Source organism: Longimicrobium sp. (genome assembly GCF_048594345.1).
Taxonomy (GTDB): Bacteria; Gemmatimonadota; Gemmatimonadetes; order Longimicrobiales; family Longimicrobiaceae; genus Longimicrobium.
The window spans coordinates 65,261-87,848 of the sequence record NZ_JBMDXM010000278.1 but is presented as its reverse complement, the minus strand read 5'-3'; the positions used below and the strand labels follow the sequence as shown (position 1 = coordinate 87,848).

Genomic DNA, 22,588 nt, shown 5'->3' with positions numbered 1-22,588 from the left:
GGCGTCGCGGCGGCGGCGGGGAGGGGGCGGCGGGCGAGGAGGTTCGCGGCGCCGCCGGCCACGCCAACCGCCAGCGCGAACCACGCCAGCCCGGGCGTCCACAGGCTCCACAGCCCCAGCGCCGCGTCCGCGGAGTACGCGCCGGGGCCGGTGAACGCGAGCGCGGCCGCCATGGCTCCGTACAGCAGCGCCATCTCGTACCCGCCGTTCTGCGCCCACAGGCCGTTCTTGAGGTGCGCGCTCACGGCGGCCACCAGCATGACCGACACCATCAGCGCCGGCCCCACGGGGCCCAGCAGCCCCAGCGCCACCAGCACGCCGGACGCGATCTCCGTCGCACCCGCCGCCACGGCGAACGGCAGCCCGGGGCGGAATCCCAGGTGCTCCATCCCGCCGGCGGTGCCCTTGAGCCCCGGCCCGCCAAACCAGCCGAACAGCTTCTGTGCCCCGTGGGCGGCCATCAGCGGGCCCAGCACCAGCCGGGCGGCCAACAATCCGGAGCTCACCATCTGCGCGTCGGGCGTGTGCATCGCTTGCATCCCATCCTCCTTCGTCCGGGTTCGCCTGGCCCGCGCCGTGGTGGCGGGGCCGTTCATCCATTGACGGAAGATGGAGATGTGGATATAGATCATCCATGCACAAAACACCGGAAATGATGTCCAATCGTCCAGAGGCGCCGGCCGTCGACGTGATCGCGGAGGTGATGGAGTCGGTGCACCTGAGCCCGGCGGTGTTCGGGCGGATGGAGCTGGGCGACCCGTGGCGGCTGCGGGTGCCGGCGCGCGACTACCTGAGCTTTTACGTGGTGAGCCGCGGCGGGGCGCGGCTGGAGGTGCCGGACGCCCACCCCGCGCACCGGGGTCCCTTCGATCTGGCCGCGGGGGACGCGGTGCTGCTTCCGCGGGTGTCGGCGCACGTGCTGTCCAGCGCGGGCGCCACGCGTGCCGCGCCGCGCGAGTTTGACTACGAGGGGTGCCCGCGTGTGCCCACGGGCCAATCCGGCCGCTTTGGCGGCGACGGCGAGGTGACGGCGATGGTGGCGGGGCACTTCAGCATGGGCGGCGTGCGGCGCAACGTGCTGCTGGATTCGCTGCCGCCGGCCATCCACATCCCCGCCGGCGCGCCCGCGGTGGGCCCGCAGCTGGCCGGGGTGATCGCGCTGATCCTGGGGGAAAGCGAGGCGCCGGGGCCGGGGAGCAGCATTGTCCTGGGCCGGCTGGCGGACCTGCTGTTCGTGCACGGCATCCGCTACTGGGTCGCCACGGAGGGAGCGTCGGCGTGTGGAATGCGCGCGGTGACGGACACCGCCATCGGCGCGGCGCTGCGGCTGATGCACGGCCGCTTCGCCGAGCCGTGGACGCTGGAGCGGCTGGCCGCGTCGGTGTCCATGTCGCGCTCCGCCTTTGCCGCGCGCTTTACCGAGCTGCTGGGCGAGCCGCCGCTGCAGTACTTGGCGCAGTGGCGGATGACGCGCGCCGAGCAACTGTTGCGCGAGGGCGCCAGCGTGGCGCGCGTGGCGGAGCAGGTGGGCTACGGAAATCCCGTGGCGTTCAGCAAGGCGTTCGCGCGGCTGCGCGGCGTGGGGCCCGGCACCGTCCGCCGCGCGCATCGCCACGCGCCGTCCGCCGCGCAGCTCACGAGTTGATCACGGGTCCGCAAAACAATGGGCATCACACGGAGTCAACGGAGTTAACGGAGTTTTCTCGTGCCGGTTTCTCTGGCTTCACTGTGCGACAAAAAGAAGGGGTTTCACGCAGAGTTACCAGAGTTAGCAGAGTTTCTACGTGCCGTTTCCTCCACGCTCGCGGTGAGAAGCCTGGTGGATGGAAGCGGATTCCGTCGGCGACGCGTTGTGTGAGGGTGTCGGGAACGGGAGGTAGATGGAATGCGGCAGGGGGCCATCCGCGTTTTTTGGGGGAACACCATTCCCGCCATCTCCGCATCCGCGCGGGCTGAGAGGGATGAGGATCGGTGGATGATCTCCGGAGCGCGGTGGAGCATGTCGATTGCACCACCTGATGCGCGATCGCGTGAACCATCGGCCAGCAGAGTGCCAGCCGTCGAGGCCGCCGGTCAGCGCGCGGGGAGGCCGGCGCGGCGAAAGGCCTGGTCCAGGTCGGCGGTCAGGTCGTCCACGTGCTCAAGGCCAATGTTCAGGCGCACCAGGCGGCCATCGTACCAGGGGCCGTGGGCGCGCGCCAGCTCAAACCAGGGCACGGCCAGGCTGGTGACGCCGCCCCAGCTGTAGCCCAGCTCGAACAGCTGCAGCGCGTCCACGAACGCCGCCACCGACTCGCGCGTGGCTCCCTCCGCCAGCACGATGGAGAACACGCTGGTGGAGCCGGTGAAATCCCGCCGCCACAGCTCGTGGCCGGGGCAGCTGGGGAGCGCGGGGTGCAGCACCGTGGCCACGGCGGGGTGCTCCGCCAGCCAGCGCGCCACGTGCAGCGTGCTCTGCTGCAGCGCCGCCAGCCGCACGCCCAGCGTCTGCATCCCCCGCAGCGCCAGCGAGCAGTCGTCGGGCGAGGCGCCCAGCCCCAGCCGCGCGTGCATCAGCCCCAGCGCCTCGTACTCCGCCGCGGTGCTCGCCGTCACGGAGCCCAGCAGCAGGTCGCTGTGCCCGCCGATGTACTTGGTGAGCGCCTGCATGCTCACGTCTACCCCGTGCACAAACGCGTCAAAGTACACGCCGGCCGCGTACGTGTTGTCCAGCGCCACCACGGCGCCGTGCCGGTGCGCCGCTTCGGCGATCGCGGGTACGTCCTGCACCTCCATCGTCACCGATCCGGGGCTTTCGCACCACACCAGCCGCGTGTTGGGCCGCATCAGCGCCTCGATTCCCGCGCCGATCCCCGGGGCGTAGCTTTCCACCTGCACGCCAAACCGGGCCAGCACCTCCTCCGCGAACTGCTTGGTGGGGCCGTAGGCGCTGTCGGGGTACAGCACGTGGTCGCCGGCGCGGGTGAACGCAAAGGCGATCAGCGCGATGGCGGCCTGGCCTCCCGGTGTGATAAACGTGTACTCCCCGCCCTCCAGCTCGGCGATGCGTCCGGCCAGCTCGCGGGTCGTCGGCGTGCCGTACAGCCCGTAGGTGTAGCCGTCGCGGCTGCGCCAGTCTTCCGTGACCTCCGCCGTGCTGGGAAAGACGATGGTCGACGCCCGGTACACCGGCGGCACCAGCGAGCGAAAGCCTTCGGGCGGATGCGCGTCGGTGTGGATGAGCCGGGTGGTCCAGTCTTTCATCCGCGAACGTCCGGTCGGTGTGGGGGTGATTGCAGCCGGTTGATGTATAGTGTATACCCGTCGTCCGTTCCCCGGCAGGCCTCAACCGCCGGCAGAGGGACAGGCGGATAACGACGAAGGCCCCGGCGGCGTGCCAGGGCCTTCGTCTCTGCATCGCGAACTTCGGGCCACCCGGTGTAACGAATCCCAGGCGGATTGCGTCCACAACCGCGCCGTTCACCTCCCGCGGCGAGGTGGGGGACGGTTCACAAGATCGCGCATCAGGTGGTGCGATCCACGTGCTTCCGTGTGGTTTACGAGATCATGGAGCGATCTGCATCCTCTTCAAAAAAACGCGGATGGCCCCCTGCCGCATTCCACCTGCTTCCCGTTCCCGACACCCTTACAAAAGATCCCGCCTCGTCGACATCCCCCATCTGCACCCGACACTTGGGAATCCGGCTTCACACCGCGGACTCGGAGGGATCGGCACGTAAAACTCTGCTAACTCTGGTAACTCTGCGTGAGGCCCCATTCTTTTGCCGAACCGTGAGCGCAGAGGAAACGGCACGAGAAAACTCCGTTGACTCCGTTGACTCCGTGTGAGGCCCCTTCTTTTGTGAAGCCGGGATTACTGCCGCATGATCGCGAAACGATAGTTCAGCCGCGCCACGCCGAACCGCGCCGCCTCGCTGGGCGCGTTCACGTTCTGGTTGAGCACGGAGAGCCGGTACCGGCCCGGGGGGAGCGTGAACTCGCGCAGATACTCGCCGTTGACGGTGCTGAAGGCGTGCCACACCGGCCTGTTGGTGTCCTCGTCGTACAGCACGGCGGCCACGGGGTCGATGGGGCCCGTGAAGGGAGCGTCCCAGAACGCGCGCAGGGCCGTGGTTTCCGACAGCTGGAACCGGTACTCGTCGATGTCGCCCGCGGGGTAGATCGGCTCGCCCGAGACCGTATCGCCCAGCACGTACGCGGCGGAGCCGGATTCCGGGCGCCGGTCGATCCCGAACAGACGCAGCCCGTACGGCCCCTGGTAGCGCTGCGAATCGCTTCCCAGCTGCTGCGGATCCACCGTCACCACGTAGTTGACGTTCTCCAGCGCGATGCGGCCGGTGGACGGGCCATCCATCGACATGGGCCCGCCGTAGGTGAAGATGAACGTGTGCGGATGCGGCTCTGCCCTGACCGCGACCGGGATGCCCGGCGCGTTGGCGGGGACGCCCGCGAACAGGTTCACCGTGCGCCCGGCCTGGCCCGCGAAGGTGAACACGTCCAGGTCACCCGGGCGGTCGATGCGCTCCGCCGTGACCGTCTGGCCGATGGCGAGGGTGGCGGACACGTGCTCCGGCGCGGGGCTTACCGTGTACGCCTCCACCGTGAACGGGCCGAACGCCATGGGGTCGCTGGCAGGCGCCCACACGCGCATCTTGTAGGTGCCGTTGACGGGAAGGATCACGCGGAACGAGTAGCCGGACGTCTGGTCGGGCGAGAGCTCCGCCGTCGTGAGGGAGTTGACGGGCCCCATCAGCACCGCCTGCAGCGCGCCGCTCCCGGCCGGGTGCGTGGCCGCAATCACCACCAGCTGCCCGGCCGTTCCCGGGAACTCGTACTCGTCCACGTCGCCCGGACGGTCGATGGCGCCGGCCACGGGCGCGCCGTCCAGCCGCAGCTGGCCACCCGCCTCCGCGCGCCGGTCCACCGGGTACAGCTCCAGACGGTAGGCGCCGGTGGCCGTGGCCGCCGTGCCCTGCGGCTGGCCGAACACGCGCACGGTGTACGGCCCCGCCGACTCCAGCGTGAAGCGCCCCGTCCCCTCCACGTCCAGCGACGCCGCCGGCGCGGTGGCCTCCATCTCACGGACCAGCTGCCCCAGGCGCAGCACCTGCACGTGCAGTCCGGACGACATCCCCTGCTGCAGCTGCACCAGCACGTTCATCTCCTGCCCGGCCACGGCCGTGAAGGTGAACTCGTCCACATCGCCCACGGAGCCAATGGTCTCCGCCAGCACGTCGCCCAGCACGGCCGGCGCGGTCCGCGTCTCCGGCGCGCGGTTCACCCGGTCCAGGCGAATGCGGTACGCGCCGCGCACGCCCTCCTTCTGCTCGGCAAAGATGCGCACCAGGTACGCGCCCGCGCGGGGCAGCACCACGCGGCCGGTGGACTGCGACTCCAGGGCCGGCGTCGGCGCGGCGGCCGTCCCGGTGCCGATCACCTGGCCCGAGCTACGCTCCACCAGCTCCATCCGCAGCACGGCGCCCGCCTGGGCGAGCGACTGCCCGAAGAGGATCCATTCCTCCCCCGCCGAGCCGTCGATGGTGAACTCGTCCACGTCGCCGGGCACGTCCAGCACCTCGCCGTCCACCGCCTGCCCCGGCGTCAGCGCGGCGGCGGCGCGCTCGGGGGCGGCGTTGCGCTGAAACAGCTGCAGGGTGTACGCGCCGCCGTCGTTGGGGCCCTGGCCGCGCACCTCCACCTTCCACCGGGCGTCGGCCTGAGGGTTGAGCCACGCGGTGGCCTGGGCGGTGATGTCGGTGTCGGTGCCCACGCTGAGCGCGGTGGTGATCACGGCGCCGGATTCGCTGATCACCGACACCACCAGCGAGTCCGCCAGGCTGCCGCTGGTGGCGCGCAGCAGGACCCGGAACTCGCCGCCGGGCAGCGCCAGCGCAAAGCTGTCGGCCGCTGCGGGCGCCACGTTCCCCGACACGGGCGCGCCGGCGCCCAGAACCGGCAGCTCACGCGACTTTCCATCGGTCGGCGAGTCGCAGGCGGCCGCGGCGATGGCGAGCAGAAACGCGAAAACGATGCGGAGGGAGTGCTGCGGCCGCATGGAGATTTTCTATGGATGGGGCGGGGAGGGACCGGATAAGGCCGGGGGAACAGATGCAGGAAGGATAATCGTGCGTGGCGGAACGCGCGAGTGCCGGGCTTGTCCACGCGCCGTCCGCGCCGCAAGATTCGGCGATCCGCACACCTCGTGCTTCTTCCGGGTCACAAACAGATAGGTCTCACACGGAGTCAACGGAGTCAACGGAGTTTTCTCGTGCCGTTTCCTCCGGGTTTGCGGTGTGAGACAAAAAGAATGGGCCTCACACAGAGTTAGCAGAGTCAACAGAGTTTTACGTGGCGTTTCCTCTACTTTCTCGATGCGGGATTCCCAGGTGTCGGGTGCAGGTGGGGATGTCGACGAGGCACGGTCTTTTGTGAGGGCGTCGGGAACGGGAAGCAGATGGAATGCGGCAGGGGGCCATGAGAATTTTTTTGGAGAGGGATGCGGATCGCTCGATGATTGGGGAAAGCGGACGCGAGTACGTCGATCGCACCACCTGATGCGCGATCCCGTGAACCATCCGCCACCTCGCCGCTGGAGGTAAACGGCACGGTTGCGGACGCCGGTTATCCAGATTCGCAACCAGGCTCATACATGTTGATCCGTACCGCACCCGCCCGCTTGCGCCTGCTCCTCGCTGCCATCCTGGCCGCCTTTGCCACGCCGGCGGGCGCGCAGGTGGGGGGGCGGGTGGTGGATTCAGCGGACCGGCCGGTGGCGGGCGCGATCGTGGAATTGTGGAGGGATGCGCGGGCCGCCGGACGTGCGGAGACGGACGAGGGCGGTGGATTCCGGATCGGCGGCGTCGATACAGACGGCGGGATGATGCTCACCGTCCGCCGGATCGGGCTGCGGACGCGGACGGTGGCGCTGGAGGGGGCGGACACGGCGCTGGTGGTGCGGATGGAGGTGCAGCCGGTGGTGCTGCAGCCGCTTTCCGTGGCCGCCACACATCGTCCGCCATGCCCCAACGCCGAGGATCCGCGGGCGCGCGCGCTGTGGGAGCGCATGCGCGGCCGCTACTGGCGGCCATCGGAAGATTCCGTGTTCGTCTTCGGCTTTCTGGAAACCCGCAGCGGCACGGGCGCCAAAGCCGATGTGTACGATCCGCGAGCGGGCCGCGTCACCGTGGGATGGACCACGGGGGCGCTGATCATCGCACACCCCGAGTTCATGGCGCTCTCCGGCTACGCTACCTCCGCGGCGGGCGGTGTGGGCGATCGCACGGCGTACTGGTCGTACCGCGCGCTGGACGGCGGGGCGATGCAGGACTTTACCGGCGACCATTTTGGCGCGGCGCACACCTTCTCCATCGTCCACCTGGCCGCGGACGGGATGACGATCGCCTTTTGCCCGCGCGGGCGGATGGGGCGCACGGGGCGGGTGGAGGGGACGCTTGTGCTTGCCGCGGACACCACGCTGCAGTCGGCGCGATGGGCGTTCCGCACGCCCCGCCCGGACGAGGACGCCGGCGGCGAGGCGAGCTACGGCCCTCCCGCGCCCGAACTGGGCAACGCGCTGCTGGCGCGCGAGTCGATGTTCTGGCGCAAGACCAACCCGCCGCGCTACTACTTTGAGGCGCAGACGTTCACCGGCTGGCAGCGGTGGACCCGCGACCGCCCCGTCACGCACCCGGACCAGGCGCGTCCGGCGGCGCAAGCACCCGGAGACGGCGGATGAACGAGGCTCGTCAGAGCCCTATGGTCTGCCTCCACGTGTCATCCTGAGCCTGAGACGGTGTTGAAAACCTGAGATGTCCTCACAGAAGCGCGGTGTCATCCTGAGGGAGCGCACATCCGCAACCCTCATGATCACAGAACTTTGCGCGCGACCGAAGGATCTTTGTCGGGTCGCGCGAGACCCAGCCTTGGGGAGCCGTTCAAGGCTGCTGGTTATGCGGGCAAGGTCCTTCGGTCGGCGCCAAAGTGTTGTGTATCAGCAGATTGCGGCGCGGCGCCTCCCTCAGGATGACTGGAAGGGTCAATGTTTTCAAACATCCTCTGAGGCTGAGAGAGGCGCCCCCCTGATTCGTCGGTGACACACGGCAACGCGATGAAGCCTGCCTTACCTCAGGTCGTGCCGGCGCGGGCGATCGCTCGAACTCTCCCGAAGCGCGATCGACGTCTCCCCTCTCCGCGAGGAACGGAGCGGGGAGGGGTCCCACGAGGATGCGGGGATGGAGAATCGGTCTGCGCCGTCCATCATCCGCGGAGGCGTTGGGCGCTCCGGAAAGGTTGGATCCGCATCGTGGAAAACGCCCAAGTGGAGGCGTCCTGAACCCGGAGAGGCAGATGAGCGAGGAGCTGGCGGAGCAGGTGCTGGAGACGTGGCGCATCCACGACCGCATCAACCGCTACCTGCTGGCGGCGGTGCCGGCGGAGGCGCTGGCGGCTGTATCCGCGTCGAAGGGGCGCACGGTGGGCGAGCAGTTTGCGCACGTGCACAACGTGCGGCTGATGTGGCTCAAGCAGGCGGCGCCGGAGCTGCTTGCGGGGCTGGAGAAGATCGAGAAGGATGGCGCGGGGGACGCGCAGGGCCTCCGCGCGGGGCTGGAGGGGTCCGGCCGGGCGATAGAGGAGCTGCTGCGGCGCGGGCTGCAGGCTGGCGGGCGCATCAAGGGCTTCAAGCCGCACGCGGCCGCTTTTCTTGGCTATCTGGTCTCGCACGAGTCCCACCACCGCGGGCAGATCGCGCTCACCCTCAAGCAGGCCGGCCACCCGCTGGAGCGAAAAATCGCGTACGGAATCTCGGAGTGGGGCGTCCGCTGAGCGCCCCGCCAACCCCCATCCGTCCCACTCATGGTTGGCGGATGGAAACGCTTCCTCGCGCCCCGCGATGATCGTGCGCGCGAACGTACCCGGGCTGCTGCTCGGCGCCGCGTCCACGCTGAGCGTCGGCCTGCTGGCGCCGGTGCTTGTGCACCAGGGGCGGCGGGTGCGCGCCACCACGCCGCGCCTCCCCGAAGCGCCCGGACCGCGCACGGGCGAGATCGCCGGCGCCGGGGCACGCGTGGAGCTGCGGGTGGTGGGCGAATCGCCCGCGGCGGGGGTGGGGGCGGCGGATCACCAGGAGGCGCTGGCGGGGCAGGTGGCGCGCACGCTGGCCACGGCGTCTGGCCGCGCGGTGCGCTGGCGGGTGCTCGCCCGCAACGGCGCCACCGCCGCCGACGCGCGCGACGAGCTGCTGGCTCCCGCCACGGGTCTGGCGGCGGACGTGGCGGTGGTGGCGCTGGGGGTGAACGACACCCTGCGGCTGCGCTCACCCGGCCGGTGGACGTCGGATCTGCGCCGGCTGATCGATCTGCTGCGCGAGCGGTGCGGGCCCGTCCCCATCATGCTGGCCGCCGTGCCGCCGATGGGCGTATTTCCGGGGCTTCCGCAGCCGCTGCGGGGCGTGCTGGGCCTGCGCGCCGCCGTGCTGGACCGCGCCGCCGCCCGTCTGGCCGCGCAGATGGATGCCGTGCGCCACGTCTCCGTGCCCCTTCCCCCCGGCGCCGTGGACGACTTCTTCTGCGCCGACCGCTTTCATCCCTCCCCCTACGGCTACGCGCTGTGGGGCGCCGAGCTGGGCCACGCTGCAGCCGCGTCATTACGGTAGCCGCATTGCGCCCCCTTCCCAACGCAATCGTACGGCGTGCCGAACCCCACGGAAGTTCACCAGGCTGCCCGGACGTGTTCGCCAGGGTGTCTCACTGCGAAACCGTTGACGTAGGGCGAAAGACGCCATAGCGTGTGTGGACGACGGGGCGTCGTGCCGACGCAATCTTCCCCCCACGAACATGGAGTGACAAGCGATGAGTACGACAAGGTATTACGTCGTTAGATCTTTTTGTGTCGTGGTGTTGTCCGCCTTGGCTTTCGGTACGCGCCAGGCGGCGGCCGGGTCGACACCCATGTTCGTGGGGGATTACTGCGACCCCAGCTACTACCCGGATTCCGCCGCATGCCTGGAGGTGTGTAAGGCCGCTCACGGGCCGGGCACGCAGGCAATATGCGCCTCCTATAATCCTCAACTGCCAAACGGCTATCCAACCTGCCAGTGCATCCTGTAGACTTCCGGGAGCCGGACGCGAGTGTTTGCCTGAGTAACAGTGGCCCCGCGGCACGCCTGCCGCGGGGCCACTGTCATTCTCCCAACAGAGATCAGATCACTGCAACCGACTGAACCCAGCAATCCAAAGCCCAGTCAGATCGCCAAGTCACCACCAGGAGCGAATGCATTCGCCGTTGGAAAATCGCGAAGTCCACCTTCGTGGACGGTAGCCGCGGGTGCTGCGCGCCGTGACGCACCCCGCATCGGCCGAACGCTCCGGTTGCGGACGCGCAGGTGCGTGAGACGCCGCACGTCGTCGGGCCGCCGAGTCCACGCAGGTGGACTTTGTGCAGTTGTAGCGGCGAATTTATTCGCTCCTGCAGGCGGACTCGCTACGTTTCTGGCGGCCTCGCACCGGTTGCGGACGCGCAGCCGCATGAGGAAGCCGCACACCGCCGGGTCACCGAGTCAGAGCGGCCTCGAGCGAATCCCGCCACGCCCACCAAACCTTCCCCCCGCATCCGGGCCGCCAGTCCGCGAAGGCGGACTTCGTGTGGTTGTTGCAGCGAATTCATTCGCCCTTGCAGGCGGATTGCACGTTGCCAGCCCAGGCGCACGGCATCAACCGCCTGTGCCGAACTCCTTCTGCCGCCCTCGACTCAACACCCGGACACGCCCTACTGCGACGCCAGCCAGTCCAGCGCGGGGTCGCGGGTGCGGAACGCCGTGAAGCGCCGCTTGCTGAACAGGCTGGCAACGTTCATCGCCACGCGGTGCACCGAGGTGGGCACCACCACCGCCGCCACGCCCACGTACGGGATGTTGTGCGCGGCAATGTCCTTGAGCGCCTCCAGGATCGCCGCGTCGTAGCGGCTGCCCGTGGCGTCGGTGCACACGCGCAGGCTGCCGTCCGGCGTCTGCCTGGCAAACCAGGCCTTGGCGCGCCTGATCCGCTCCACGCCTTCCGCGGGATTGCTGACGTTGGTCAGGTCCAGCAGCACGATCTGCTGGCCGTTGCGCTGAATGAGCTGGATGGGAGATTCCATTCGCCGGTCTTGCTGGGCGGGGAGCGCGGGTTGAGGTCGTTCCGGATATCGACTCACGTAATCTGTCGGGAGAAAAGTGTATCAGAGCGAACGCATGTTCACAAGCGCTCTCGCTCTCTTGGGGACAGCGGCGCGGTTTTGTGGATCCATGATGCGGATCCTCCTCATGCAAGCACTTGCGCCGGAGATCGGCTCCGGCGTTGATTCCTTCGCGGCGAATGCGAAACGATCGGCCCCCGCGGCGATCCCGCGACCGATCCGTAGAGGACGCGCGCGGCATCCGCGAAACGCCGCGCATCGAACAAAATGGAGAAAGCCGTTGCTGACGAAGTACGATCCGGACCATGCGCCCGACCCGGAGCGCTGGCTGGCGCAGGACGAGATGCAGCTGATGGAGATCGTGCAGCGCTACCACCGGCGCGAGCAGATTCCGCTGCCCAACGAGCGGGTGCACGCGTCCTACCACGTGATGGTGGAGAACCAGGTGGCGCTGGGCGAAAAGACGCCCGTCCGCGACGCCCTGGACCGGTTGATGGGCGAGGGGATGAGCCGCCACGACGCCCTTCACGCCGTGGGCGCCGTGCTCGCCAAGCACATGCACCGCGCCACGGAAACCAACGTCCCCGTGAGCCGCGAAGCCTACTACGCCGACATCCGCGCGCTCACCAGGGAAGGCTGGCTGGCCGAGTACGGCCTCACCGGCACCGGGGACTGACGACAGGCAGGCCTGGCTGTCATCCCGCCAGCGTCCACCCGTCTGTCATTTCGAAGGAGGCGCCGCACGGTCCCTGAAGCACGCACATCACTGTGGCGCTGACCGAGAAATCTACTCCGCGGCTGGTAGTCGGCCGCCGCGCGGAGAACCTGTCCTGCCGCGTTCACGCGTCCGGCACTCGGCGGCTCGCGACAGGTCACGAGCATCCGATGCTAGATTTCTCAGTCGGCGCCAGCGTTCACCGTGGAGAATGGTTCCGCGCGGCGCCTCCTTCGAAATGACAGTTGGCGGCGCGGCGGCTGTCATCAAACAGCGACCTACGGTCGCGGGTGGATGACGAAGGAGGCGACGGCTTGCTCCCACCGCGCCCGGTTCGCCTCGAACTCCGCTTCGCGGGCGGTATACACCAGGCCGTAGAACACGCCGTCACGCACGGTGACGTACCCGGCGGAGGTGTACTCCCGCCCCGCGCGGTCCGTGACCTCCAACAGGTAGCCGGCGGGGCCACCGGCCAGGGTGCGCACCTCCGGCTCGTGCCGGATTACGCGGACGCCCTCGCGTTCGGCTGTAAGATGCGCGGCCAGCCGCCGCAGCGCGTCGTCGGCCAGCTGGGCGCGCGTGAGCACGCGCCGCGCGCCGGCTGCGTCGCGGGCCTCGCGGCGCAGGGCCTCCGTTTCCGCGGCGGTAGGGGTGCGCTCCAGCATCAGTTCCGCCGCGGTGCTCCAGTAGCTGGCGGAGTCCTGGGCCGTCACGGGATCGGGAAGCTGGTCGCCCGCGTTGAGCACGATGACGGACCAGCCGCGGGTGGCCGTCAGGATCACGTTGCGCTCCACCTGCTCGCTGAACTCCCACCCGGCGGGCAGATCCACCGAAAACCGCACCGCCCGCGAAAGGTCGTCGTTGCCGGCGCACGTGTGCCGCACCACCACGGAGCCCTCTGCACGGTGCGCGGCCACGCAGCGCGGCTCCTCGCTCGTCCGGACGGTGGCGGCTACGGGCGCGGGCACGGACGCGGGAGCCGGCGGAGGCGTCTGCGCGCATCCCGCCGCGAGCAGAAGGACTGCCGCGGCGGCGAGTGGGCGGCGGGGGATTGGGACGATCATGATCCTTCGTTGTGAAGAAAGAAAGTCCGGGCGGCGGCACATGAGGCCGCCGCCCGGAACGGTGTCGTGCGTTGCGGATCGATCCCGCTACAGGCGGATCACCTTGAACTCCACGCGGCGGTTCTGTTGGCGGCCTTCCTCCGTGTCGTTGGACGCGGTGGGCACGGCCTCGCCGTAGCCGCGCGACTGCACGCGGCGGGCGGCGATCCCCTTGCCGGCCAGGTACTCCGCCACCGCGCGGGCGCGCGACTGGGAGAGCGTGCGGTTGGCCTCGTCGGACCCCACGTTGTCGGTGTGGCCGCCGATCTCCACCTCCAGGGTGGGGTTGGCGCGCAGGTAGTCCGCCAGGCGGTCCAGCTCCAGCGCACTTTCCGGCCGCAGCGTGGCGCGGTTGGTGTCGAAGAAGATGTTGTTGAGCCGCACCGTGCTCCCCACCTCAAGCGGCACCAGCAGCAGGTCCTGCGTGCGCTCGGCGTATGCCGTCACGCCGGACAGGTCTACGTTCACGTTCTCGGGATAGTAGCGCGGCGCCTCGCCGCGAAAGCCGAAGCGCGCGCCGGCCGGCAGCACGATCTGGTACTCGCCCGTGGCCGCGTTGCTGCGCGCGACACCCCGCTGCCCGTTCCCCAGCCCCTCGTACACCACCGAGGCTTCGAGCGGCTGCCGCGTGCGCGCGTCGAGCACCCGCCCGCGCACCAGCACCACCGGCCGCGGCCGCATGTTCTCGGGCAGCCGCGCGCGAAAGATGTCGCTGCGGCCGTACGAGTCGCGGTTGGAGACAAAGTAGGCGTAGTCGCCCGATGCGGGGATCACGAATCCCGCGTCGTGGCCGCTGGTGTTGATGGACGTGCCCAGGTTCTCCGGCCGCGACCAGCTGGTCCAGCTGTCGTCCAGCCGCCGCGACACCAGGATGTCGCGCCCGCCCTGCCCCCCGTGGCCGGAACTGGAGAAGTACAGCGTTACTCCGTCACTGGCCAGAAAGGGGGAGGTGTCCGCGCTGTCGCTGTTGATGGTGCGTCCCAGGTTTACCGGCTCGCTCCACGGCCCCTCGCCCTGACGCCGGCTCACCCACAGGTCGCGATCGCCGTGCCCGCCGTCCTTCTGGATGGACATCAGCAGCGCCTGGCCGTCCTGCGACAGGTAGTAGTTCACGAACTGGCTGCGGTTCTGCAGGCCCGGGATGCTGATCTGCTCCGGCCGGCCCCAGCCGTCGGCGGTGCGCCGGCTGAGCGACACGCCCGTGGCGATGCGGCCGTCCGGCTGGTAGATGCCCGTCACCAGCAGCGTGTTGCCGTCGGGGAGCACCGCCATCACCGAGTTGGGGCCGCGGGTGTTGAGCGGGCCGCCGATGTTGCGCGCGGGGCCCCAGCTGCCGTCGGCCTGCAGGGTGGAGAACCAGATGTCGTCCGGATCTTCCGTTCCGCCCGTGTTGTCCGGGCTGTCCTTGCGGTCGAAGTACAGGATGCGGCCGTCCGGAGAGATCTGCGGGACGATGTCGGCGTAGGTGCTGTTGATGCACGTGCCCAGGTTCTCGCGTCCGCCCTCCTTCATCTGCGGGCCGCTGCAGCCGCGGGCGGCGTTCACCGCGTTGCCCAGCCCCTCGGCCAGCTGCGTCGCCTGCCCGCAGCCGCCCAGCACCCCGGCGAAGAGCAGCGCCGCGGCGCGGGGTAAGATCCGATGCGTCATGTGGATGTCGATTTCCGTGTTGTTGCGTACGTGCACGGCCGCCCGGGGGTGCGCGGCCGGCAAAGGAGCCAACGCCTACGGGCGCCTGGTGTCGGGAACGAACGAGGCGGCAACCTGCTCCCACAGCGGCAGCAGCGCCTCCACGTCCTCCTCGGGCGCGTTGAAGGAGATAATGTACAGCACCGCGTCGCGCACGGTGAGGTACGCGGTGGTGTGCCACGGGCCCTGCACGTCCACCACCTCGTCCAGGTAGCCGGCGGTGCCGCCGGCCAGGGGGCGCACCTCGGTGGTGCGGCGCAGGACCGGGCGTCCCTCGCGCTCGGCGGTAAGCCGGGCCACCAGCCCGGTCACCCGCAGCGCTTCCATCTGCTCGTCCGTCACCCAGCGCCGGGCGCGGGCCGGGTCGTCGTCCAGCACAAAGCGAAAGTCGGCCACGTCCTGCCGCGTGGGCGTGCGGCGCAGCGCGATCTCGTTGGCGGCAAGCCAGAAGTTCAGCGTGTCGTCCGGCGTGACGGGCGCGGGAAGCTGGTCGCCGCCCGTCACCCACACCGCGCGGTCACCGTCGCTGGCAAACAGCGTGATGTCCAGCGAGTCCGTCACCTGCACCGTCCACCCGGCCGGAATGGAGACGGTGAACCCGGCGGCCTGGTTGGCGCCGCTCCCCCGGCAGGCGTATCGCACCACCTGCGCGTCCGCCGCCGCCGACGCGGAGGCGCACGTACCGGGTTCCGCCACGACGGGGGGCGGCGCGGGCACGGGCGGCGCCGCCGGGGCGCACGCACCCACCGCCAGAAGAAGAAGGGCGAGCGTCCCGTCGATCCTCGTCATCCAGAATCCTCTCATGGGGGCGTGGCGGGCGCGGACCGGTCCGTCCGCATTTCCAGCGTCGCCATCGTTTGCTCCCACAGCGGGAGCGCGGCGTCGAACTCCTCGTCCGGCGCGCGCAGGGTGGCGATGAACACCACCGCGTCGCGCACGGTGACGTACGAGGCCGAGCGCCACGCCTCCCCGTTCTGCTCCGTGGTCTCGGCCAGCCAGCCGGCGGGCGCCCCGGCCAGCGGGCGGACCTCCGCCGTGCTTGCCAGCACCGTCTGTCCCTCGTGCGAAAGCGACAGCCCGTGCGCCATCGCCAGCAGCACGGTGTCCCGCTGCTGCGCGCGGGTGACGGCCCGGCGCGCCTTGTCCGGGTTTTGCGTGGCCCGGCGGAACGAGTCTACGTCCCGCAGCTCAGGTTCGCGCCCCAGGCGGATGCCGGTGGCGCGCATCCAGAAGCCCAGCGTGTCGGACTGGGTGGCCGGCGCGTGCAGCTGGTCCTGGGCCGCGACGGACATCTGCACGCGGCCGTTCAGCGCCCACACCTGCAGCCCCGCGTCGCGCGGCGACCCCACCTCCCACGCGGCGGGGAGCGACACGGCGAACCGCACCGCCGCGTCGAAGTCCGTTCCCGCGCACGCCCAGCGCACCCAATCCGCGGATTCCTCCCCCCCCGCCGCCCGGACGCACGCGGAGGCCGTGTCCTCCGCCTGGGCGCGCAACGGGGCCGCCGCGAGCGCCAGGACCGCGGCGGCCCATACGATCCAGGCGCCACGCATTCGCCGCACCCCGCCTGCGTGCGTCACCAGCGCTCCGTGCGCGGGTTGAACGAGGCCAGCATCCGCTCGAACAGGGGAAGCATGGCGGCGTAGTCGCTTTCCAGCGTGTTCAGCGAGACGATGAACAGCGCCCCGTCGCGCACGGTGGCGTACGAGGTGAACCGCCAGCGCTGCCCGCCCTGCTCCAGCGACTCGGAAAGGTAGCCGGCCGGCTCGCCCGCCAGCGAGCGCACGCCCTTTTCGCTGTGCAACACGGTGTGTCCGTCCAGGGAGACGGAGAGCCCCGCCACCAGCGCCAGAAGCGAGCTTTCCCTCAGCTGCGAGCGGGTGATCCAGTCCCGCGCCGAGGCTACGCGCCCGCCGTTGGACTCGCGGAAGTCCCGCACCTCGTTTGTGGTGACGTCGCGGTCCAGCAGCAGTTCCGTGGCGCGGGCCCAGAAGTTAAGGGTGTCCGCCCGGTTCACCGGCGCGGGCAGCCGGTCGCTTCCCACCACCCACACCGCGTTGTCACCGTCCATGGCGGTCAGAGTCATGTCCGCCGTGTCGTGAAACGCGATCTGCCAGTTCGTTGGCAGGGCGATGGAAACGCGCACTGCCTCATTGCGGCCCGTGCCCGCGCAGCCGCGCCGCGTGAGCTCGGTGCCGGCGGTGAGCGACGCTTCGGCGATGCACGCCGGCAGGCGGCGGGCGGACGGCTGGGCGTGGAGCGGCGCCCAGGCCGCCACCGCCAGGAGCACGAGGACGAGGCGCACGGGTCAGCCTTCGCCGGTGGCCAGGTGGTACACGCCGTACCAGAAGGTCATGGCGCCCATGGTGCCGGAAAGCAGGGGGATGAAGGGGACGCCCTCTTCGCCATCTTCTCCCTCGGCTTGCTTGGTGACGTACATCAGCCCGGCTCCCAGCAGCATGAAGCCGATCCCCTTTACCGGCCGGGGAAGCGCCGCCGCGCGGACGGCCGCGCGCTCCGCCGTCGCCACGGGCGGCGGGGTGAGCCGCGCGTCCCACGACGGCGCGGCGAGAACGGTCTGCTGGGCCGCGGCGGGCGCGGCCAGGACAAGGAGCAGGATGGCGGCCGCGGCGGCCGTCCGAAAGAATCGCGTCATGGTCGATCGGGATCGGGTCAGGTTGGAAACGCGTCAGCCGCCGAACGGCGCAAAGGCGATCACGGCGTAGCCGGTGTAGCGGATCAGGGCACCCAGCGGCTCGGCGGGCCCGTCCTCGAGCTTGCTCCCGCCGTAGATCAACCCCGCCCCCACGGCCACCAGCGTCAGCCACCCGCCGGCGCCGCTGGCGGCGGCGGCGCGGCGGCCGCCGGGCAGGCCGGGTGCCTGGAGCGCGCGCGCGGCGGAGGTGCCCGGCCCCACATGGGCCGTGAACGCCGCGGGAAGCGCGGAAAGCCGGGTGGACGACGCGGCGAACGTAGCCGTGGCCGGCGCGGCGGCCACACGCTCCGCGCCATCCGCGGCCGGCAGCGCGGACCGGCGCCCGGACTCCAGCACGATGGTGTAGCTGCCCCCGTCGCCCGCGCTCAGCGCGTTGGCGCGGATCAGGATGGGCCCGTCGGCCGTGGCGGTGTACTCCACGCGCGAGTTGGTGCCGCCGCCGCCGTCGTCGTCCATCACCAGGTCGTCCGCGTTCTCACGGGCCGCGCTCACCCCCAGCACCGTGTCGAACTCGTCGGACTCCATCCGCACCACGATCCGCTCGCCGCGGCGCGCGGTGTAGGTGTAGGTGTCGTACCACGATCCGTCGTCCAGCGTACCGTCGCCGCGCGCCAGCGAGCCGCGCACCGGCTGGCCCGCCCGCAGCGCGGGGGTGGAGGATGCGGGCTGCTCCGGCTCGCTCGCGGCCGATTCGCCCCCGCCGGTGGAATACACCTCCAGCGAAAAGCTGCCGGTCTCGCCCGCCGAGAGCGTGTTGACGCGAATGGTGACGGGGCCGTTCTGGTCCGCGGTGTACTCCACCAGCGAGTTGCTCCCGCCGCCGCCGTCGTCATCGCTTACCCTGTTCTCCAGCGAGCCGTCCGCGCCGCGCCGGCCCACGTGCAGAAACGCGTCAAAGTCGTCCGACGTGAGCCCCGCCACCAGCGTCTCGCCGCGCCGGGCCTGGTAGGTGTAGTCCTGGAAGTACGAGTCGTCCCCCAGCGTGCCGTTGCGCGACGTCAGCTCGCCGCGCACCGTCTGCCCGGAGCGGATCGTCGAGCCGCCGCCGTCGGCCTGGGGGCGCGGCGCCGGGGTGGCGGGACGGTCGGAGCGCAGGGTAAAGGTGTAGTCGCCGGTGGATCCGGGGCGGCCCAGCGAAACGTTGCTTTCCACCTGGATCAGGATGCGCCCCGCCGCGGGAACCGTCCCCGTGGCGGTGAGCGTCTGGCCGCGGCGGCCGCGCTGCTCCACCACGTCCTTGGTGCCGCCGCCGCGCCACTGCGTGGTGGCGGTGATGGACGGGTCAATCTGCCGCGATTCGATGACGAAGGTCAGCCGCTCGCCCGCCTGCGCCTCGTAGAAGAAGCTGTCGTAGGGGCGCCCGGTGCACGCGTCCGTGCCGTTGTAGCGGTCGCCCGCCAGCGTAAAGTCTTCGCGCGCCAGGGCGCCACGCACCGTCTGCCCGGCGGTGAGCGTGGGCGCGCCCCCCGTCTTGGTGCCGCACGCCTGCGCGTGCGCCGGGGCCGCCGCGGCCAGGGCCAGCAGGGCGGCCATCGTCCATCGCGCGCTCACTGAGGCAGCCCCCGCGCCTGGTCCGCCCGCACGGCGAAGTAGTCGTTGTCGCTTACGTCGGCGGTGGCGCCGTCCACAAAGGCGCGCACGTGCTCCATGCTGTCGCCCTCCCACAGGCACACGCCGCGCGAGCCGTCGGCGTTGGGATACACGTTGTGGATGCGGATGCCGTCGGGGAGGTTGGGCAGCGCCTGCGCGGTGCGCTCCCAGAACTCGCGCGGCTTGCGCACGGTGTGGTTGCAGAGGACGTACATTCGGGATGGCTCCGGATGGAGGATTCGCGGGCCGCGACGGCCCGGCGGACGGAGTGTGGACCTCCCGGCCCCGTTCCGCGTACCAACGGTCGCATCCGGGCGTATCCCAGCCGTATCCCCCGCGTCGCCTGGCCGTTGCGGGAGTGCCGGACGGGCGGATACGTTTGCATAACCTTCCGTTTCCTCTCCCGCGCGCTCCTTCCGTTGTACGAGCTCCGCACCCTGGGCACCCTGGACCTGCGTGGTCCCGACGGCGCCTCGCTGGCCCCTCTGCTGGCCCAGCCCAAGCGCGCCGCGCTGCTGGCGTACCTGGCGCTGGCCCGTCCGTACGGGCCGGTGCGGCGCGACATCCTGCTGGCCACCTTCTGGCCGGAGATGCCGGACGACCGCGCGCGCGCCGCCCTGCGCAACGCCCTCAGCTTTCTTCGCAAAGCCGCGCCCGGCATTCTGGCCGCGCGCACCGACGACGCGGTGCAGATTGCGGACGACGTGCTGGGCTGCGACGTGCGGCGGATGGAGGCGGCGCTGGGGGCGGGCGACGTGGCGGGGGCGCTGGCGCACTACGGGGGCGACCTGCTGGCCGGCGTGCACGTGGACGATGCGCCCGCCTGGGAGCAGTGGCGCGACGCGGAGCGGCTGCGGCTGTGCCACGTGGCCCTGGCCGCGGCACGGGGGGCGGCGGAGGCGGCGCGGGGGCGGGGCGATGCGGACGGCGCCGTGGCCCTGGCCCGCCGCGCCTGCGAGATCGACCCCGACGACGAGCCCTCCGTCCGCCGGCTGATGGAGATGCTGGCCGAGGCGGGCGACCCCGCCGGCGCCCTGCGCGAGTACGAGCGCTTTGCCGCGCGGCTGATGCGCGAGCTGGAGGTGGACCCCGCGCCGGAGACCGAGGCCCTGCGCCGCGCCCTGCGCGTCCGCGCCGAGCGCCTTCCCGATCCCCCGCGCCCCGCCGCCCCCCCGCCGCATCGCGCCGAATCGATCGAATCGATCGAATCGATCGACACGCCTGTTCCGGCCGCTGCGGATCCTCCCGCGGACCCCGATCCATCGACCGCATCGTCCCCGTCCCTCCCCATCGCCGTCGTCGCTCCCGTCGCCGTGGATGCGGACGAGGCCGGCCAGCCGTCCGGCGCGCCCCCGCTCACCCGTTCACCCGTTCACCCGTTCACCCGTTCACCTCGCCACTGGGCCTGGACCGCCGCCGTCGCCGCCTGCCTCGTGCTCATCGCCGCCCTGGCGCTGCCGCGGATGCGTCGCGGCGCGGACGCGGCGGAAACGGCGGCGGTGGCCACGCGGATCGCCGTCCTGCCGTTCACCGTCCGCACCGGACCCGCGCACGCGTACCTGGGCGAGGGGATGGCGGACCTGCTTTCCGTGCGGCTGGACGGCACGGGCGAGCTGACCACCGTGGACCCGTTCGCCCTCCTCTCTTTCCTCCGCGCCGCGGGGGAGGGGGAGACGGGGCTGGATGCCGGGCGCGCCGCCGCCGCGCGGTTCGGGGCGGGGCGCTTCATCCTGGGGACGGTGGTGGAGGCGGGCGGGCGGCTGCACCTGAACGCCGCCGTCTACGAGGCGGACGGCCGCCGGCTGGCCCGCGCGGAGGTGGCGGAGGTGCGCGAGGACAGCCTGTTTGGCGCCGTGGACGCGCTGGTGCGCACGCTGGTGGCGGAGGGGATGGACACGCCGCCGGAGCAGCTGGACCGCACCGCCGCGCTGACGACCGGCTCGCTCCCCGCCCTCAAGGCGTACCTGGCGGGGGAGCGCGCCTTCAGGACGGGCGACTTCAAGGCCGCGGCGGAGCGCTTTGGCGCGGCGGTGCAGGGGGACAGCGGTTTCGCGCTCGCCTCGTACCGGCTGAGCGTGGCGCAGGACTGGGCGGCGGAGGACGGGTCCGCCGCCGCCGCGCGCGCCCTGCGGCTGGGCCACCGGCTGTCCGCGGCGGAGCAGACGCTGCTGCGGGCGCGCGTGGCCTTTCGCACCGGCGACGCGGCCGTGGCCGAGGCGCTGCTGCGGGAGCTGGTGGCCACGCGGCCCGACCACGTGGAAGCGTGGAACGACCTGGGTGAGGTGCTGCACCACCGCGCCATGTGGCAGGGGCGGCCCATGGTGACGGCGCGCCCGGCGTGGGAGCAGGTGGTGGCGCTGGACCCCGCCAACCTGAACGCCCGCGTGCACCTGGCGGCCGTGGCCGCGCTGCAGGGCCGCGCCAGGGAGGTGGACGAACACGTCCGCGCCATCGAGCGGCTTAGCCCGGGGCACGAGTCGCTGCGCCGCCTGCGGGCGCTGCGGGCGTTCGCGCTGAGTGACGCGCGGGCGCAGGCGGCGGCGCTGGACACGCTGCGTGCGCAGGTGCCGCGCGACGCCAACGACCTGCCCGCGTGGGGCGCGGCGTGGCGGACGGCGGACTTTCTGAACGATCCCGCCGCCGGCCTGCGCATCTCGGCGCTGCTGGTCGGGCCGGGCAGCGGCGAGCAGAGCCGGCTGGTGGGCCACGCCGCCCGCGCGCACATGCAGATGGCGCGCGGCCGCTGGCGCGACGCCCGCGCGCAGGCGGACTCCGCCGCGACGGTCGATCCCGCCTACGCCGCGCGCACCTGGGCCTTTCTGGCCGCCTTCTTTCCCGGCGCGCTGCCGCGCGGCGAGGTCCTGCGCGCATTTCAGCAGCTGGCGGCGACGCCGGTGCCGCAAGCGCGCGGCACCGGCGGCCCGGCGGACGAGGAGCGTGGCCGCTTTCCCGCGGCGCGGCACCAGTACCTGCTGGGCGCGCTGGCCGTGCGCCTGGGCGACACCGCGGAGGCCCGGCGCCGCGTGGACGGCCTGGGGGAGCTGGAAGACACGGCCGCCGCGGGACGCTTTGCGCGCCACCTGCGCCACCAGCTGCGGGCGCGCATCCACGCCGCCGCGGGCGATTCGGCCGGGGCGCTGCGGCTGGTGGAGGCGGGGTGGCCGCGGCCGGTGCCGGAACTGTTCGTCAAGGATGATTCGTACAGCACCGTCGCGGAGCGCTATTTTCGCGCGCGGCTGCTGGCCGCCGCCGAGCGCGACGCGGAGGCGCTGGCGTGGTACGGCAGCCTGGCCGAAGACATCAGCCGGGGATTGATGTTCCCCGTCGCGGCGGAGCTGGAGCAGGGGCGCGTGCTGGAGCGCCTGGGCCGCCGCCGCGATGCACTTGGCCACTTTGACCGCTTTTCGGACCGCTGGCGCGACGCCGATCCGGAATCATCCTCGCTGGTGCGCTACGCCGCCATCCGCCGCCGGTGACCAACCGGGGAAACAGAGGATGGGGTACAGAGGAACAGACAAAAGCCAGAGATACAGAGGAACCGTGTTCAATCCCTTCCTCTGTTCCTCGGGCTTTCTGTGTTCCTCTGTACCCCATCCTCTTTTGCGG

Annotated in this window: 18 protein-coding genes; 6 read left to right on the top strand and 12 right to left on the bottom strand. The window is 71.1% G+C overall.

The window, feature by feature from the left end:
- The coding region (locus ACOJUJ_RS29160; protein ID WP_420130448.1) for a DoxX family protein at nt 1–539 on the bottom strand (539 nt) is incomplete at its 3' end.
- Nucleotides 540–655: 116 nt separating this feature from the next.
- On the opposite strand from ACOJUJ_RS29160, the gene ACOJUJ_RS29155 reads away from it, so the two are divergent.
- Nucleotides 656–1,645, top strand: coding sequence for a cupin domain-containing protein (locus ACOJUJ_RS29155; protein ID WP_420130447.1), 990 nt, complete (start codon nt 656–658; stop codon nt 1,643–1,645).
- Between the two features lie 428 nt (nt 1,646–2,073).
- On the opposite strand, the gene ACOJUJ_RS29150 is transcribed toward ACOJUJ_RS29155, so the two are convergent.
- Entirely contained in the window at nt 2,074–3,243 is a 1,170-nt protein-coding gene (locus ACOJUJ_RS29150) for a cystathionine beta-lyase (protein ID WP_420130446.1), read from the bottom strand.
- 610 nt (nt 3,244–3,853) lie between these two features.
- Nucleotides 3,854–6,055 (bottom strand): hypothetical protein, encoded by a 2,202-nt coding sequence (locus ACOJUJ_RS29145; protein ID WP_420130445.1) that lies wholly within the window; start codon nt 6,053–6,055, stop codon nt 3,854–3,856.
- A 597-nt stretch (nt 6,056–6,652) separates the two neighbouring features.
- On the opposite strand from ACOJUJ_RS29145, the gene ACOJUJ_RS29140 reads away from it, so the two are divergent.
- The 3 genes from ACOJUJ_RS29140 (at nt 6,653) to ACOJUJ_RS29130 (ending at nt 9,652) form a co-directional block, all read left to right on the top strand.
- Entirely contained in the window at nt 6,653–7,735 is a 1,083-nt protein-coding gene (locus ACOJUJ_RS29140) for a carboxypeptidase-like regulatory domain-containing protein (RefSeq protein ID WP_420130444.1), read from the top strand.
- Nucleotides 7,736–8,346: 611 nt separating this feature from the next.
- Nucleotides 8,347–8,823, top strand: coding sequence for a DinB family protein (locus tag ACOJUJ_RS29135; RefSeq protein ID WP_420130443.1), 477 nt, complete (start codon nt 8,347–8,349; stop codon nt 8,821–8,823).
- A gap of 73 nt (nt 8,824–8,896) precedes the next feature.
- Nucleotides 8,897–9,652, top strand: coding sequence for an SGNH/GDSL hydrolase family protein (locus ACOJUJ_RS29130; RefSeq protein WP_420130442.1), 756 nt, complete (start codon nt 8,897–8,899; stop codon nt 9,650–9,652).
- A gap of 1,112 nt (nt 9,653–10,764) precedes the next feature.
- Here the strand turns inward: ACOJUJ_RS29130 and ACOJUJ_RS29125 are convergent.
- On the bottom strand, nt 10,765–11,133 hold the full coding sequence (locus ACOJUJ_RS29125) for a hypothetical protein (RefSeq protein ID WP_420130441.1): 369 nt from the start codon (nt 11,131–11,133) through the stop codon (nt 10,765–10,767).
- Nucleotides 11,134–11,452: 319 nt separating this feature from the next.
- Here ACOJUJ_RS29125 and ACOJUJ_RS29120 point away from each other — a divergent pair, with 319 nt between their 5' ends.
- The gene (locus ACOJUJ_RS29120; protein WP_420130440.1) at nt 11,453–11,848 is read left to right on the top strand and encodes a DUF1841 family protein; all 396 of its coding nucleotides are present in this window, start codon (nt 11,453–11,455) and stop codon (nt 11,846–11,848) included.
- A 317-nt stretch (nt 11,849–12,165) separates the two neighbouring features.
- Here the strand turns inward: ACOJUJ_RS29120 and ACOJUJ_RS29115 are convergent, their stop codons facing one another.
- From ACOJUJ_RS29115 to ACOJUJ_RS29080, 8 genes are all read right to left on the bottom strand, one after another.
- The gene (locus ACOJUJ_RS29115) at nt 12,166–12,951 is read right to left on the bottom strand and encodes a hypothetical protein (protein ID WP_420130439.1); all 786 of its coding nucleotides are present in this window, start codon (nt 12,949–12,951) and stop codon (nt 12,166–12,168) included.
- An 87-nt stretch (nt 12,952–13,038) separates the two neighbouring features.
- A complete protein-coding gene (locus tag ACOJUJ_RS29110) occupies nt 13,039–14,637 on the bottom strand; it encodes an OmpA family protein (protein WP_420130438.1) in 1,599 nt (532 codons plus the stop codon).
- 75 nt (nt 14,638–14,712) lie between these two features.
- A complete protein-coding gene (locus ACOJUJ_RS29105; protein ID WP_420130437.1) occupies nt 14,713–15,465 on the bottom strand; it encodes a hypothetical protein in 753 nt (250 codons plus the stop codon).
- A gap of 11 nt (nt 15,466–15,476) precedes the next feature.
- The gene (locus tag ACOJUJ_RS29100; RefSeq protein ID WP_420130436.1) at nt 15,477–16,256 is read right to left on the bottom strand and encodes a hypothetical protein; all 780 of its coding nucleotides are present in this window, start codon (nt 16,254–16,256) and stop codon (nt 15,477–15,479) included.
- A complete protein-coding gene (locus tag ACOJUJ_RS29095) occupies nt 16,253–16,981 on the bottom strand; it encodes a hypothetical protein (RefSeq protein WP_420130435.1) in 729 nt (242 codons plus the stop codon). The genes ACOJUJ_RS29100 and ACOJUJ_RS29095 overlap by 4 nt, the downstream gene beginning before the upstream one ends.
- A gap of 3 nt (nt 16,982–16,984) precedes the next feature.
- Nucleotides 16,985–17,332: a hypothetical protein gene (locus tag ACOJUJ_RS29090; RefSeq protein ID WP_420130434.1), complete on the bottom strand. Its 348-nt coding sequence runs from the start codon at nt 17,330–17,332 to the stop codon at nt 16,985–16,987.
- 33 nt (nt 17,333–17,365) lie between these two features.
- A complete protein-coding gene (locus tag ACOJUJ_RS29085) occupies nt 17,366–18,925 on the bottom strand; it encodes a hypothetical protein (protein WP_420130433.1) in 1,560 nt (519 codons plus the stop codon).
- Nucleotides 18,926–18,939: 14 nt separating this feature from the next.
- Nucleotides 18,940–19,197, bottom strand: a complete 258-nt coding sequence (locus tag ACOJUJ_RS29080; protein WP_420130432.1) for a hypothetical protein — start codon at nt 19,195–19,197, stop codon at nt 18,940–18,942.
- A 204-nt stretch (nt 19,198–19,401) separates the two neighbouring features.
- Between ACOJUJ_RS29080 and ACOJUJ_RS29075 the strand changes: the two genes are divergently transcribed.
- Nucleotides 19,402–22,458 (top strand): BTAD domain-containing putative transcriptional regulator, encoded by a 3,057-nt coding sequence (locus ACOJUJ_RS29075; RefSeq protein WP_420130431.1) that lies wholly within the window; start codon nt 19,402–19,404, stop codon nt 22,456–22,458.
- Nucleotides 22,459–22,588 lie beyond the last annotated feature (130 nt).